A 15,123-nucleotide genomic window follows, 5' to 3' on the forward strand; every position below is an offset into this window, starting at 1 on the left:
GGTACTTGGTGATTTACTTGATCAAATCCCGTTGGATGAGCAGATTGATTCAGTCTATACCGACGGGGCTTATGACACAAAACAATGCCGTCAGGTCATTGCAGATCGGCAAGCACATGCAGTGATTCCACCCAGAAAAAATGCCAAGCCATGGAAAGATAAAAAGATGGGTTCGCTAGAGCGCAATGACTTGCTTAGAACAGTTAAGCGTTTAGGAAGAACTATTTGGAAGAAATGGTCAGGCTATCATCGGCGAAGTTTGGTTGAAACCAAGATGCATTGCATCAAGTTATTAGGCGATAAACTCAGTGCGAGAAACTTTCAAAGCCAAGTCAATGAGATTCATGCACGAGTGGCAGTATTAAATAGATTTACCGATTTAGGCAGACCTCACACCCGAGTTGTCACTTAAATTTGAGTAGATATGGGAAATCCTAGTTTTTAAATCTTTGTGCAACAAAGCCTCTTTAAGTTAAGTTGTTGATTTTTAATAATTATATAGATAATAAACTCTTAAGGTTTACAGGCTTTAATAGCGATCATTCTCTAAACAATGATCTGATTATGCTGGCATTTATTTCAAAAAATAAAATCAGTCTGCCTTTGGCGCTATTTAATGGTTTAGTTGCGTGTTGGTTGGCAGGATTTACCAATCTCAGTTTTTACCGCAATATTTCACAATTAAGCTCATATCAGGGTATGAGCAATTATTTATTTGTCTTTGTGACATTTATTTTGTTAAGTAGTTTTTACTTTTTTGTGTTGCAGTTATTGAATTGGCGACGTACAGCCAAGCCACTGAGCATTATTTTAGTGATCATGACGGGGATGACCTCTTATTTTGTAAATCAGTTGGGTGTTGAGGTGAGTACTGCCCAAATTGAAAATGTTGCGCAGACTGATTTACATGAAACACTGGATTTATTGTCCTTTCCCTTTTTACTCTGGTGTCTACTCACAGTCGTTTTGCCTGTTGTGGTCTTGAGTTTTTTGCAGATCCAACCCCAATCCTTTAAAAAAGTCATACTTACCAAAGTGGCATCGTTGGTTGTAGCATTGGCTGTGATGGGAGGAGGCTTATTTTCTTTTTATAGTCAATATGCCCCAATTTTTCGTGAGCATCGTCAGCTTAAAGCCCAGATTTCACCGATGAATGTCTTGTCGAGTGGCACAAGTTATATTCGTAAACAATTCAAACATGCCAATAAACCACTGGTTGCTTATGGGCAAGATGCGCATGTGGTTATATCTGCTACACAACGTCAGCCGAAGATTTTGGTGCTGGTGGTTGGTGAAACGGCTCGTGCCCAAAATTTCAGTTTGGATGGTTATTCAAAAAATACCAATCCTGAACTGTCTAAGCTGGATATTTTAAATTTTAATAATGTATCATCTTGTGGTACGCAAACTTCGGTGTCTGTACCGTGTATGTTCTCAGGTATGCCACGTAAAGACTATGATGAAGGTTTGGCATCGCATCGTGAAGGTCTGCTCGATATCGTACAGCGTGCGGGTTATCAAGTCACTTGGATTGACAATAACTCAGGCTGTAAAGGCACATGTACCCGCATTAAAAACTATATTTCACCGAAAGATGATCCACGCTATCAAAAGTGGTGTGATCATGGCGAGTGTCGTGATGGTATCTTGATTGATGCATTGACTGATTATTTAAAAACTTTAGATATGAAAAATTTAAAACAAAATCAGTTGATTGTTCTGCATCAGATGGGGAGTCATGGACCTGCTTATTACAAGCGTTATCCTGCTGAATTTAAGAAATTTACACCGATTTGTGAAACCAATAATATTCAAAACTGTGATCATCAGGCATTGATTAATACATATGATAATACCATTGTATATACAGACCATATTTTGGCATCGACCATTGATTTGCTGAAACAGCAGCCTGTTGCCAGTAGTATGCTGTATTTATCTGATCATGGTGAGTCGACAGGTGAAAGTGGTTTGTACTTGCATGGCACACCTTATATGGTTGCGCCTAAAGAACAGACACATATTCCAATGTTGTTGTGGTTTTCTCAAAACTGGTCAGAACGTCATCATATTTATCAATGCTTGTCACATTATAAAGACAGTGCATGGAGTCAGGATAATTTATTCCCAACCGTTTTGGGTTTACTCAATGTTCAGACTCAAGTGTATGACCAAAAACTAGATATGTTGTCGAGTTGCAAAGGGCAAATTTAGCATGATTCGAGTGCTGTATATTGAGGATGATGCAATGATTGGTAAGAGTACTTACCAGTTGTTGCAGCACGAAAAATTTCAAGTGGATTGGGCACAAACAGGTTTACAGGCCTTAGATTTGCTATTTCGCAATGTTTATCATATTGCTTTGCTTGATCTAGGCTTACCTGAATTGGATGGCTTGGAAATCCTGAAACATATTCGTAAAAAAGCCGATCTTAATCGTATGGGGGTGATTATTATTAGCGCCCGAGACCAAAGCAAAGACAAAATCTTGGGCTTGAAACTTGGGGCAGATGATTATCTGATTAAACCTTATGATTTTGAGGAGCTGACGGCACGGATTGAGTCAGTTTTACGCCGTAGTCACTTGAGTATTGATGAAGAAATTTGCTTTAAAGTGGGTAATATTCAACTGTTTCCAACCACGCATCGCATCTTAAAAGCAGGTAAAAATATTGAGCTATCCCAAAAAGAATGGGCAATCTTAGAGCCGATGATGATGTATCCCAATCAAATTTTTTCGAAGCAAGTGCTTGAAGAAAAACTGTATGACTGGCAAACCGAAATCAATAGCAATACCATTGAAGTTCATGTACATAATTTACGGCAGAAATTGGGAAAAGACCTGATTCGCACGGTACGAGGTTTAGGTTACTGTATTGAAACCCATGCAAAATAATTTATTAGGACTGCGTAAGTATGTTCAGCAGTTACAACAGCGATATGAACATTTAGCACTCAGCTCAAGGATGTCCTTGAGCGTTTGTATTTTTAGTATCTTATTGTTTTTTATGATCGGAATGTCGGCTTATCAGATTTCTCTCGAAGAGTCCGAAGAGGTACTCGATCGGCAAATGCAAGAGATGGCAAGTTTTTTAGATAAGAACAATATTCCAAATCGTATGTCGGTGTATGACTCACATCGACCTTATGATGAAACAGATTTATTTATTGATATTGTGCCAAAACAAGAGTTGTTATCAAAGAAAGCACATCCGAATTATTTGATGGCTTATGCCAGTGAAGCACATTTTCAGAAAATTCATTCTTCTCGTGGTGAGTTGAAAGTTTATGTCCTGCCACTGCCTGACAAACAGATTCAGATTAGTCAGTTTATTAAGGTTCGTCGTCATCTCGCCAAGCAATTGGCATTTACCATGCTCATTCCTTATGTGCTGTTTATGCCATTTGCAATTTATGGATTTTATCGGCTGATTCGTCATCATTTAAAACCGCTTGATCAACTTAAACAAACCTTTGCGGTACGTGATTATTCAGATTTATCGGAAATACGCATCGCGCATTTACCTGCTGAAATTACTCCTGCAATTGATGAGTTGAATCACTTGTTTCAGCGTATTCAGCAAGCGCAGCAGCAGCAGAAAATGTTTATTGCCAATGCGGCACATGAATTACGTACCCCCCTGACCGCGATTCGCTTACAGACATCATTACTTACAAAAACTCAAAAAGACTCAAAAGCTTATGCGGAAAATTTACAAGATTTGGAGCAAAGCCTAAAGCGTATGTCGCATTTGGTCGAGCAGTTGATGAGTTTGGCGCATCAGGAAGTACAAGGTAAGGAGCAGTTACAAGCGGTCGATTTGGTCGATAGCACTCGACGTTGTGTTGGGCAGTTATTGGCCAGTGCGCATAGAAAACAAGTCGATATTCAGTTGAATATTCAAGATGAGCATGTCGATAGTGTGGTGGCTGCTTTGCCCGCTGCCTTAGAGACCATTTTATTGAATCTGCTAGACAATGCAATTAAATATAACCCTGAGCAAGGGATTGTGTTACTGAATATGAAACAAGATGCCCAATATGTGTATTTGGAGATTCATGATGATGGTGCAGGCATTGAGCCAAGCCAATATGATCATGTTATGCAGCGCTTTGTGCGCTTGGAAAAGACGCAACATCAGGCAATGGGCAGTGGCTTGGGGTTGTCGATTGTACAGACTGCATTGCAACAAATTCATGCAGAGTTACAGTTTCAGCCCTCTGCATGTTTGCACGGATTGCAGGTTAATTTGAAATTTCTGAAATGGTCGAATCCTCAGTCTGAGGCATTGCATGAAAGCCATGTGCTTGAATGATATAAATCATAAGATCTACAGCCCAAGTCCACCACAGCGCCCACAAATTATGACTCAGAAAATGTGCGCCACGAACCATTTGTACACCGCTCATGATGCCGCCAATCAGTAAACCGAGTACAAGCCACAGGATTGCCAGTCGTGGATGCCGATGACGATAGCCAAAATATAATGCAATCAGGGAAAATCCCGCAGAGGCATGTCCACCGGGGAAACATTTGCCCAAGCCAATGACATGTTTACTCCAAGTCACGGTTTGACCATGCATTTCAACAATATTCCAAGGACAGGCATGCTCAGATTGCGATTTAAGTAAGCCAACAAGACTGGTGCTCATGATCATTGCCAGCAAAATATAACCACATAAACGGCGATAGCTGCGCCATTTTTCTTGCCAGTAACCTGCAATTAAAATATAGAGATGCACAAAAGCAATCAACCAGACACCCTGTTTTAAGGCATCGTGCCCAATCCGTGTTAACCACCAGTTATCTCTCAAATAATAATGCCCCTGAGCATCAACCCACGGCAAACTCAAAGACAAATCCAGTGCACCTTTGATTGGAAAAAATACAGATAAAATCAAAGCTGCGAACAGCAGTAAAATTAAATTGTTCCGCTCATAGGCAACAAGTACAGGGCGAGACCATTTCAAGATAAAGCATCCATAATGATAAACTATTCAGAACCTTAGAAGAGTAAACTTAAGACTTTCTGAGAAAAGCTTAAGAAAAGCTGAGCATTTGAAAATAACTTGTTATTTTATAAATGAAATAAGCTAATTTTGCAGGGCTAAATCGCTTGATCACAAATTATTTATGCTATTTCGAGTGTACTGTTAGCGTTAAACATAATCGTGTTGAAAATCAACGTGACTCAAAGGTAAAAATCCCTTAGATTGGGCTGAAATATATGACTTTCAGATTGAATAATAAAATGCCAAAAACCTTTGTGCTTGCCCCCGATTCGTTTAAAGAAAGTATGAGTGCTGTTGAGGCTTGCCGAGCCATGCAAACAGGGATTTCTCGTATTTTCCCAGATGCCTGTTTTATTCATGTGCCTATGGCAGATGGAGGTGAGGGCACAGTCGATGCCCTGCTCTTGGCACGAGAAGGTCAGCGAATTAGTTTTGAGGTCACAGGTTCATTCTATCCAGACAAAGTGCAGGCTGATTTTGCACTGATTGATCATGGAAAAACTGCGGTGATTGAAATGGCTCAAGCCAATGGTTTAGATTTACTCCGCCCAGAGCAGCGCAATCCTTTGTTGACCACAACTTTTGGTACGGGGGAACTGATTCGCGCAGCACTCGATTATGATGTCGATAAAATCATCATTGGATTAGGGGGCAGTGCAACCAACGATGCAGGTGCAGGAATGGCACAGGCCTTGGGCGTGCGCTTTTTCAATGCAGATGGGCAAATCCTTGCAAAGGGGATGTCAGGTGGACAATTGCAGCAGATTGAGCAGATAGATGTAACGGAACTTGACCCACGTTTACAGCATGTCGAAATTTTGATTGCCAGTGATGTGAGTAATCCACTGGTTGGAGAAACAGGTGCTTCGGCAGTTTTTGCCCCACAAAAAGGTGCAACACCTGACATGGTTAGGCAATTGGATGAAAATTTATGCTATTTTGCCAAAAAAATTCAACAAGCTTGCCAACTTGATCTTGCTCAAGTGACAGGTGCGGGGGCAGCAGGCGGTCTGGCTGCGGGGCTGATGGCATTTACAGGTGCAAGGCTGCATTCGGGTGTCGAGTTAGTGATTGAGCAAACAGAACTTGCCAAGCATATTGCCTGTGCTGATTATGTATTTACAGGCGAAGGTGGAATTGATTTTCAAACCCAATTTGGCAAAACACCTTTAGGCGTTGCAAAAGTGACTAAGCAGTTCAATAAACCCCTATTTGCTTGTGCAGGCTATGTCGGAACAGGTATTGAAACACTATATAGCGAAGGATTTACAGCGATTTTTGGCATTTTGGATGGTTGTTGTGATCTAGCAACAGCATGTCAACATGGACAAGAAAACTTGGCTAGAACTTGTGAAAATATTGCCAGAATTTTAAAAATTTATGATTAAAATCAAATGAATAATCTTATATTTTTTGATTGATAAATAACAAAAATAAATCATTGAAATTGAGGTGTTGTAGGACTAATTCAGCACTTTTTGAGTCAAAAATAGCTTTTACATATCATTTAACTTGATATGTAAAAGCGTTGAAGATTGAAAGGCTTATTAATTTTAATGATTTAATATTCAGACCTAGAGCGCATACACTCAGTATCATTACAAATATTTATAAATTTAAATGATTTAACGATAAGGTGACAAATCATGCTGAAAAAGGTGTTGGTGATTGTCGCGGTTGCCGTTTTGATCGGTGTTGCCGTTTGGATGAATTACAAAAGTAAAAATCAACTTCCTGAAGGTTTTGCGACATCCAATGGTCGACTGGAGTTACAGCGTCTAGATGTTGCGACCTTGTACGCAGGGCGTGTTCAACAGCTTTTGGTCAATGAAGGCGATAGTGTCAAGGAAAATGCGGTCTTGGCTGAATTGTCTTCAGAGCAGAGTAATAGTCAGGTTATGGCTGCTGAAGCAGGAAAAGATCGTGCCAAAGAAACTGTGGTACGTGCTGCCGCAGAAGTGAGCGCTCGTCAACAACAGCAAAAAGTTGCCAAGCTTGACTTGGAAAATACTCGTCAGTTGTATCAGCAAGCCTTGGTTTCTAAAGCCGAACTTGATCGCCGTCAAGCTGCTTATGATGCTGAAGTGGCAGCCGTTCATGCAGCACAGGCAGCCCAAGCCGAAGCAACCGCTGCGGTTGGACAGGCACAAGCACAAATTCATTCAGCCGATTCGACACATCAAGATATGCTGATTCGAGCGCCAAAAGCGGGTCGGGTTGAATATCGAATTGCAGAAGTGGGCAATGTCTTGGCAGCAGGCAGTAAGGTGGTGACTTTACTTGATCCGAGCGATGTCACCATGACGGTATTTTTACCGACCAATACAGTTGGAAAGCTAAAAGTTGGAGATGATGCCCGTATTGTGCTGGATGGTTTAAATGCGGTTTTCCCTGCCAAAATTAAATTTATTGCGGATCAAGCACAATTTACCCCCAAGTATGTTGAAACAGCCGATGAGCGTGAAAAACTCATGTATAAAGTCAAGCTTGCAATTCCGAGTGAGATTGCCTTGCGCTATAACCAGTTACTTAAAGGTGGCATGACAGGCAATGGTTATGTTCGCCTGAATTCGCGGGTAAATTGGCCGAAACAGTGGGCAATTCAACTTCCCCAATCTTAATGCGAGGACACTTTTATGTCAGAGCAACAAGTCGCGGTATGGTTGGATGCTGTTTCGCATCATTATGGTCGAGTGTGTGCATTAAACTCGGTGAGTCTGCGTTTGCCACGCGGTATTACAGTTGGCTTAATTGGCCCCGATGGTGTTGGAAAATCAACTTTACTGAGCCTGATTGCTGGGGTTAAAACCATCCAGTCAGGGGCTGTAAAGGTCTTGGATTATGATCTGTCCAAGAAAAAACAACGTCAGTTGGCCTCTCATAAAGTGGCATTTATGCCACAAGGTTTGGGACATAACCTTTATCCAACATTATCGGTTTATGAAAATGTCGATTTTCATGCGCGTTTATTTGGTTTGGCACGTGAGCAACGTCAGGCACATATTCAACGGCTTTTGAATGCGACAGGTCTAGCACCATTTGCAACCCGTGCCGCAGGTAAGCTGTCAGGAGGCATGAAGCAAAAACTCAGCTTGTGCTGTGCATTGGTGCATCAGCCTGAACTGTTGATTTTAGATGAACCGACCACAGGGGTCGATCCTTTGTCGCGTCGTCAGTTTTGGAGTTTGGTGGATAGCTTGCGGCAAGAAAATCAGGGCATGACAGTCTTGGTTTCCACCGCCTATATTGATGAAGCAGAACGCTTTGAATATTTATTGGCAATGGATGATGGACAGTTAATCGCCAGTGCACCTACTCAGCAAGTATTGCAACAAACTCAAAGTCACAATTTGGAACAGGCGTATATTCGCTTGTTGCCTGAGCAGAAGCGAACAGATGGACATGGGTTGCAGCTAACGCCTTTTGTGAAAGATGAAAATTCTCCACCTGCGATTGAAGCAGTTAATTTAACTAAAAGTTTTGGTGAGTTTACCGCAGTTGATCATGTCAATTTCACCATTGAACGTGGTGAGATTTTTGGCTTTTTGGGTTCAAATGGGTGTGGTAAATCAACCACCATGAAAATGCTGACAGGTCTACTGGAGGCGACAGAAGGAACAGCCAAACTGTTGGGAACGCAGATTGAAACCAGTGATATGCAGACTCGTTTACGTGTGGGCTATATGTCACAGGCATTTTCGCTATATGAGGAGTTGAGCGTCCGACAAAATTTAGTGTTGCATGCTCAGTTGTACCGCATGGCTGAACATCAAATCGCTCAGCGTGTCGATCAGGCTCTAGAAGAATTTGATTTAGGTAGTATTGCTCAAAGCAAACCCAATGAAATTTCTTTGGGAATGCGCCAGCGTTTGCAGTTAGCAGCCGCGTGTTTGCATCATCCTGAAGTTTTAATCTTAGATGAACCGACCTCAGGGGTTGACCCCGCAGCTCGTGATATGTTCTGGCGGCATTTGTTACGTTTATCAAGAGATGATCGGATTACCATTTTTGTCTCAACCCATTTTATGAATGAAGCGGCACGTTGTGACCGCATTTCATTTATGCATCGAGGGCGAGTACTGGCGGTGGGTTCTCCTGAACAGCTTTGCCAGCAGCAACAGACCTCCGACTTGGAAGAAGCATTTATTGCTTATTTGCAAGCGGCATCTCAGGAACAGCAGCCAACTCCCCAAGCTGTCGAAGCTGAAACAGAGACACATGATCTGGCGGATTTATCCCACTTGGCAGTTTTTCAGTCTGCTCAGGTACAAGGCTGGCTGTATTGGTTTGCAACCATTTGGACTTTTGCTGTTCGCGAGGGCAAGGAGCTGTTTCGTGACAAGATCCGTTTGTTTTTTGCTTTGATCGGCCCCGTGATTTTAATGATGGCGGCAGCTTATGGCGTGTCTTTTGATGTTAAAAAAATCAAGTTTGCTGTACTTGACCGCGATCAAACCATCGAAAGTCGCGAGTTAATTCAAAATTTCTCGGCATCGAGTTATTTTAGTTTTACCAAGAATTTGCAAAGTAGCGATCAGATTGATTATAGCTTGCAAAGTTCTGAAGCTCGATTGGTGATTGATATTCCTGCGCATTTTGGACAACAGCTATTACGTGGAGAAAAGCCTGAAGTCGGATTTTATATTGATGGATCATTGCCTTTTATTGCAGAAAATACCAAAGGTTTTATTTTAGGTATTTTAACCCGTTATTTAAGCGATAAATTGACCGCGAGTGGTTATCCACTGAATCAGGCAACTTCGGTACAGTTGCAACCACGCTATATTTATAATCAGGATTTTAAAAGTATTTATGCGATTGCTCCGGGCATGATCATGCTAGCAACCATGCTTATTCCTGTGATGATGACCGCTTTGGGCGTAGTGCGTGAACGTGAAATTGGTTCAATCACCAATTTATATACGTCACCTGCATCGGTACGACAGTTTTTGATTGGGAAACAGTTGCCTTATATTGCGGTTGCGATGTGTAGCTATTTTCTTTTGGTGTGGCTGGCTGTTGTGGTTTTGGGTGTCCCTGTGCGTGGTAATTTCTTTGCTATGGCATTGGGGGCTTTTGCTTTAATTTGTGCCGCAACATCATTTGGATTGCTGATTTCTAGTTTTGTGAAGTCACAAGTGGCAGCCATTTTTGGTTCAGCAATTTTGTCGATGATTCCTGCATTAAATTTTTCAGGTCTTTTTTATCCACTCTCGACCCTGACAGGCATTAAGGCATGGATTGGCTGGGGATTTCCCACTGCATGGTTCCAACTGATTAGCCTGGGTGGTTTTACCAAAGGGCTAAGTTTTCAGAGTTTCATTCCGTATTACCTGATTTTATTTGGTTTTGCCGTGCTGTATGTGTTTGTTGCAGGACTGATTCTGAAAAAGCAGGAGCAGTAGCATGTTACGTTGGCTAAAAAATGTTTGGGTATTGAGCCTTAAAGAACTTAAAAGCTTGTTAGGCGATGTAACTTTGCTAGGGCTGATTGTGGTGTTTCTTTCAGTTGCGGTATATACCGTAGCAACGGGCATTACCACAGAAGTTCGTAATGCCTCAGTGGCGATCATTGATGAAGACCATTCACAGTTGTCATTTCGGATTCGAGATGCTTTACAAGCGCCTTATTTTAAAACCCCTGTGATGATTTCACCCGATCAGGTCGATCAGGCGATGGATAAAGGCGACTATGTTTTTGTACTGACCATTCCAAGCAATTTTGAACGGGATGTGATGGCCAATCGTGAGGTTTCGATTCAAGTCCTTGCCGATGCAACCGCAGTGACTCAAGCGGGGGTGGGGACAACTTATCTGAATCAGATTGTGCAAAATGAAGTGAATGATTTTAAACAGCAGTCCCCTTCAGATTTATTGCCACTGACACCTGTTGTTCAAGTTTTATTTAATCCCAATACACAAACCCACTGGTACACAGGTGTAGCACAAGTTCTGAACAATATTACCTTACTTGCCATGATTTTGGTGGGGGCAGCGGTTATTCGTGAAAAAGAACACGGCACGATTGAGCATTTACTGGTTATGCCTGTACATGCCAGTGAAATTGTGATGTCTAAAATCGTGACCAATGGCTTGGTGATTACCTTGTCTGCATTACTGTCATTATGGTTGGTGGTGCATTGGGCTTTGGCTGTCCCTATTCATGGTTCGATAGGCTTATATGTGCTAGGTACAGCAATTTACTTATTTTCAGTGTCTTCTTTGGGAATTTGTCTGGCAACCGTTGCGCCAACAATGCCGCAATTTGGGTTGCTCTGTCTACCGATTTATATGGTGGCACGTCTGTTATCAGGTTCTGAATCACCGATTGAAAGTATGCCAGACTGGATTCAAAACATTACTTTTTATTCGCCTGTAACCTTATATATGCAGTTTGGACAAGAAGTGCTGTTTCGAGATGCAGGCTTTGCAATCGTTTGGAAAAAATTATTGGTTATGAGTGTCATGGGCGTAGGTTTTTTAATATTTGCATTGAAACGCTTTCGCTCCATGTTGGCCAGTCAAGGCTAAATTACGGAGAATAAAAATGCAAAAATCATTTTTGCTAGGGTTAATGAGTAGTTTGGTTTTAGCCGCATGTAGTCCAGTACAAGTTAAATTGAACTCCAGTGTTGCCGTACCCGCACAGTTTCAGCAAGTCGCTCCAGTCACTCCTGAGCATACCGATTTATCACGCTGGTGGTTGACGTGGCATGACCCTGTACTGACGCAGTTGATTGAGCAGGGCTTAAAAAATAATCATGATTTGGCAGCAGCGCGTGCCAATTTACAGGCGGCACGTGCCAATGCTGCTTTGGCTTTGGCAAATTTAGGTCCAAGTGTGGCTTTGTCCGCAGGTGCTGAAGCACATCATCTCCAATTGGATAATCCACTGAGTCAGCAAACACAAACGCTGCTTGCAACTGTTGGTGCAAGCACGTTGAATCAAGATCAATTAAAAACCACTGGCTACAGTGAACATGTGGGATTAGCTGCAAGTTGGGAACCTGATTTTTTTGGAGGAAAACGCAGTGATGCCGATGCTGCTCAATATGCCAGTGTTGCCGTGATGCAGCAGGGGTATGCTGCGCAAATGTTAATTGCCAGTGATATTGCTGAAAATTATTTAAAAGTTAGAGGCTTACAGAAAAGAATACAGATTGGACAACAAACCATTCAAAGTTTGTCTGAGCTGCGTCGTTATATTGATGGGCGCTTTAAGGCAGGGCAAGTAACAGCCTATGATGTGCATGATGTTGAGATTAAAAAGCAAAGCTTACAGGCACAATTAGCCACTTTACAGGCACAGGCAGACGCGTATCAACGCAATATTGCGGTATTAACAGGACAAGACCCACAGCAGTTTCATCTCGCGCATTCGATAGATATTCTTCAGCATCTTCCTGCACGTCCTCAGGGAGAAACGCCACTGAGTGTACTCAATCGCCGGCCCGATTTACGTCAGCAATATGCTTTATTACAAGCCTCTAGCGCACAGATCGCCAGTGCCAAAGCCGATTTATTGCCACGCTTTAAGTTGGAGTTCTTAGGGCAAATGGGACAAATTCGACTGGATAGTGATCGCTCAGAACTGCAAGGTTTTGCAGGTTTAGTGAGTGCAGGTGTAAGCCTACCGATTTTTACTTCTGGACGAATTCAGCGCAATATTGAAGCGCATGAAGCACAGACTCAAGCGTTATTGGCACATTATGATCAGTTATTACTGAAGTCTTTGGCGGAAGTAAACAGTGCCTACCAATTACAAAGCAGTTTGTTTCAGCAAAACCAGTATTTGAGTCAAGCGACAGCTCAAGCCAATACCCAAGTTAAACAAGCCAATCAGTTGTTTAAATTTGGCAATCTGACTTTAGATAAAGTCTTACTTGCAAGAATCAATGCTCAAGACTTGCAAGATCGCTTGGTACAAGGACATTTGGCAGAAGCCAGTAATCTACTCAGTTTATATAAAGCGCTAGGTGGAGGCTGGCAGCCAGAAACAGAGTAAGCGATGTTTTGCTCGGCGAATTTTCTATTTTCAATAGGGCTTGATGTTTTTGGACATCAAGCCCTATTTTTTGACTGGTCATATCAAAGAAAATGATAGATAAAACAAAGAGAATATATCTGAATATGAATTCAAACCTGCTATGCAATAAGTAGGTTATCGGCACAGTTCAGACAATAACAGGAAGAACGATCAGGGTTCAGGGGATTGAATATGCGTATGAAAAAATTACTATGGCTTGCAACTACAAGCCTTATGTGGCTGAGTGCGACACAAGCACAGGCAACCAGTTTTAAGAATGTGGTTATTTTTGGAGATAGCCTAAGTGATGGTGGTAACGTTGCCTTATATACCGCAGGAACTCAAGCACGCTACACCACCAATCCGGGACAGGCAGCAGCAGAACTGGTAGCTGAGGGAGTAGGAACAACTACATCACCCTCATTACTTGGTGGAACGAACTATGCGTGGGGTAGCTCGGGAGTTGTGAATAGCTTGTATAGTGGCATTCCAACTTTACAACAGCAATTATCTCAATACTTGGGTTTAACGGGTGGAACAGCCAATCCGAATACTTTGTATGAAATGTGGGGTGGAGCTAATGATATTTTTGGTTTACTAGATAAATATGTATCATTAGACATTACACAGGCTCAATTGATTACAGGAACAACAACAGCAGCCACGACAGAATTGAGTTTACTTTCTTCCTTACAACAGGTGGGGGCAAAGTATGTCGTGGTGTATAACTTGCCAAATATGGGTTTAACGCCCTCTGCATTAGAGCAAGGAACAACGGTTGCAGGTTATCTGACGCAGTTATCTCAATTGTATAATTATAATTTAAGCAATGGTTTAGACAGTTTAAGTGCTTCGGGTCTCAACATTGTACCTGTCAATGTTTATGGATTGCTGAGCGAAGTGGTTGCTAACCCTGCGGCATATGGTTTTACCAATGTGACTAATGAAGCCTGTGGTGTAGGTTCAAAATCTTATCAATGTGGCCCCGCAGGGTCTGGTGCACTTTATACCTATGCTGCAGGAACTGATCAAAGCTATCTGTTTGCAGATGGGGTACACCCAACGACGGCAACTCATCGCTTATTAGCTCAAGCTGTACTGGCGGAGCTTGCTGCACCAGGTCAGAGTCTTTATTGTCAGAAGTACCCCTTGCGATCACCAAAGCGCAGTATCGAACAGTCAAGAATGAAATGCTCACCGATGTAAATGGTGGTGAAACTCGGATATTTTTTAATCTGGACTATAATCACCAGAAACTCAAAGCTTCAGACAGCTCACCTCAGTTAAATAGCAATAATGTCAACTTTACCTTTGGTTCAGACGCTCAGATTAATTCCAATTTTTCGGCTGGAGTTGCGATGAGTTTAAATCAGCAAAATGGTAATTTTTCTAATAGTCAGGGTGATTATAAATTATTTGATGTTAGTGGTTTGGGTTATGGTGTTTATCATCAAGGTAATGGTTATATTGGTGGTTTTGCCAATGCAGGCAGCTTGCACTTTACCGACATTAAACGTCAGATTCAACTTGGTACGGCAGAGCGTACCGAAACAGCCGATGCACAGGGCTACCATGTGGGCGGTGGCTTAGATGGTGGATGGTGGTTTAACTTCAATGATTTGAAAACAGGGCCATTTGTTCATTTAGAATGGCAAACCATTAAAGTCAATGATTTTGCTGAGCATGGTACAGACAGTACAGCCATGTGGTTTGGTGAACAACAACGCGATTCATTTGTAACCAGTGCAGGCTGGCGTTTAAAAGGTGATTGGAAATACCGTGATGTTGTTGTATCGCCATTTGCTGAGGTGGCTTGGAATCATGATAATCAAGCTGACTCACATAGTATTCGTGCGGGTCTTAATAGTATGGGCGGAAGTTTTGTACTTTCAGGTTATACTCCTGATAAAAACTGGGGAAGTGCAAGCCTAGGTTTAACGACACAGTATTCAGCAAATCTTGCAGCATGGGCAAGTGCCAATGGTGAGTTTGCCAACAATCAAGCTGAAGATTTTGGTGTCAATGTTGGGATGAAGTATTCATTTTGATGTGTAAGTTGATGGAAAAAGAGCCACCTTGATATG

At 42.0% G+C, this 15,123-nt stretch carries 12 protein-coding genes; 11 read left to right on the plus strand and 1 reads right to left on the minus strand.

Annotated elements, in window-relative coordinates; genetic code table 11:
- The 4 genes from GBN19_RS02325 to GBN19_RS02340 all read left to right on the plus strand — a co-directional run.
- A partial coding sequence (locus tag GBN19_RS02325; protein WP_151777007.1) for an IS5 family transposase occupies positions 1 to 412 on the plus strand: 412 nt, incomplete at its 5' end.
- 152 nt (positions 413 to 564) lie between these two features.
- The gene (locus GBN19_RS02330; RefSeq protein ID WP_151777008.1) at positions 565 to 2,214 is read left to right on the plus strand and encodes a phosphoethanolamine transferase; all 1,650 of its coding nucleotides are present in this window, start codon (positions 565 to 567) and stop codon (positions 2,212 to 2,214) included.
- A gap of 1 nt (position 2,215) precedes the next feature.
- Positions 2,216 to 2,896, plus strand: a complete 681-nt coding sequence (locus GBN19_RS02335) for a response regulator transcription factor (RefSeq protein WP_151710975.1) — start codon at positions 2,216 to 2,218, stop codon at positions 2,894 to 2,896.
- Entirely contained in the window at positions 2,877 to 4,316 is a 1,440-nt protein-coding gene (locus GBN19_RS02340; protein ID WP_375707846.1) for a sensor histidine kinase, read from the plus strand. The genes GBN19_RS02335 and GBN19_RS02340 overlap by 20 nt, the downstream gene beginning before the upstream one ends.
- Here GBN19_RS02340 and GBN19_RS02345 read toward each other — a convergent pair.
- Entirely contained in the window at positions 4,246 to 4,971 is a 726-nt protein-coding gene (locus GBN19_RS02345) for a phosphatase PAP2 family protein (protein WP_228271195.1), read from the minus strand. The two genes, GBN19_RS02340 and GBN19_RS02345, sit on opposite strands and share 71 nt — an antisense overlap.
- Positions 4,972 to 5,252: 281 nt before the next feature.
- On the opposite strand from GBN19_RS02345, the gene GBN19_RS02350 reads away from it, so the two are divergent.
- From GBN19_RS02350 to GBN19_RS16045, 7 genes are all read left to right on the plus strand, one after another.
- Positions 5,253 to 6,401, plus strand: a complete 1,149-nt coding sequence (locus GBN19_RS02350; protein WP_151777009.1) for a glycerate kinase family protein — start codon at positions 5,253 to 5,255, stop codon at positions 6,399 to 6,401.
- A gap of 258 nt (positions 6,402 to 6,659) precedes the next feature.
- Positions 6,660 to 7,634 carry an HlyD family secretion protein gene (locus GBN19_RS02355; RefSeq protein ID WP_151777010.1) on the plus strand — a complete coding sequence of 325 codons (975 nt, stop codon included), beginning with the start codon at positions 6,660 to 6,662 and terminating at the stop codon, positions 7,632 to 7,634.
- Positions 7,635 to 7,649: 15 nt separating this feature from the next.
- Positions 7,650 to 10,418: a ribosome-associated ATPase/putative transporter RbbA gene (gene rbbA, locus GBN19_RS02360; RefSeq protein ID WP_151777011.1), complete on the plus strand. Its 2,769-nt coding sequence runs from the start codon at positions 7,650 to 7,652 to the stop codon at positions 10,416 to 10,418.
- Position 10,419: 1 nt separating this feature from the next.
- A complete protein-coding gene (locus tag GBN19_RS02365) occupies positions 10,420 to 11,544 on the plus strand; it encodes an ABC transporter permease (RefSeq protein WP_151777012.1) in 1,125 nt (374 codons plus the stop codon).
- 16 nt (positions 11,545 to 11,560) lie between these two features.
- Complete coding sequence (locus GBN19_RS02370; RefSeq protein WP_151777013.1) at positions 11,561 to 13,018, plus strand: efflux transporter outer membrane subunit; 1,458 nt, start codon at positions 11,561 to 11,563, stop codon at positions 13,016 to 13,018.
- Between the two features lie 219 nt (positions 13,019 to 13,237).
- Positions 13,238 to 14,245 (plus strand): SGNH/GDSL hydrolase family protein, encoded by a 1,008-nt coding sequence (locus GBN19_RS16040; protein WP_228271196.1) that lies wholly within the window; start codon positions 13,238 to 13,240, stop codon positions 14,243 to 14,245.
- A complete protein-coding gene (locus GBN19_RS16045; protein ID WP_228271197.1) occupies positions 14,173 to 15,087 on the plus strand; it encodes an autotransporter outer membrane beta-barrel domain-containing protein in 915 nt (304 codons plus the stop codon). Before GBN19_RS16040 ends, GBN19_RS16045 begins: the two co-directional genes overlap by 73 nt.
- Positions 15,088 to 15,123: the final 36 nt, after the last annotated feature.

It is taken from the genome of Acinetobacter brisouii, from assembly GCF_008993995.1.
Lineage (GTDB): Bacteria > Pseudomonadota > Gammaproteobacteria > Pseudomonadales > Moraxellaceae > Acinetobacter > Acinetobacter brisouii_A.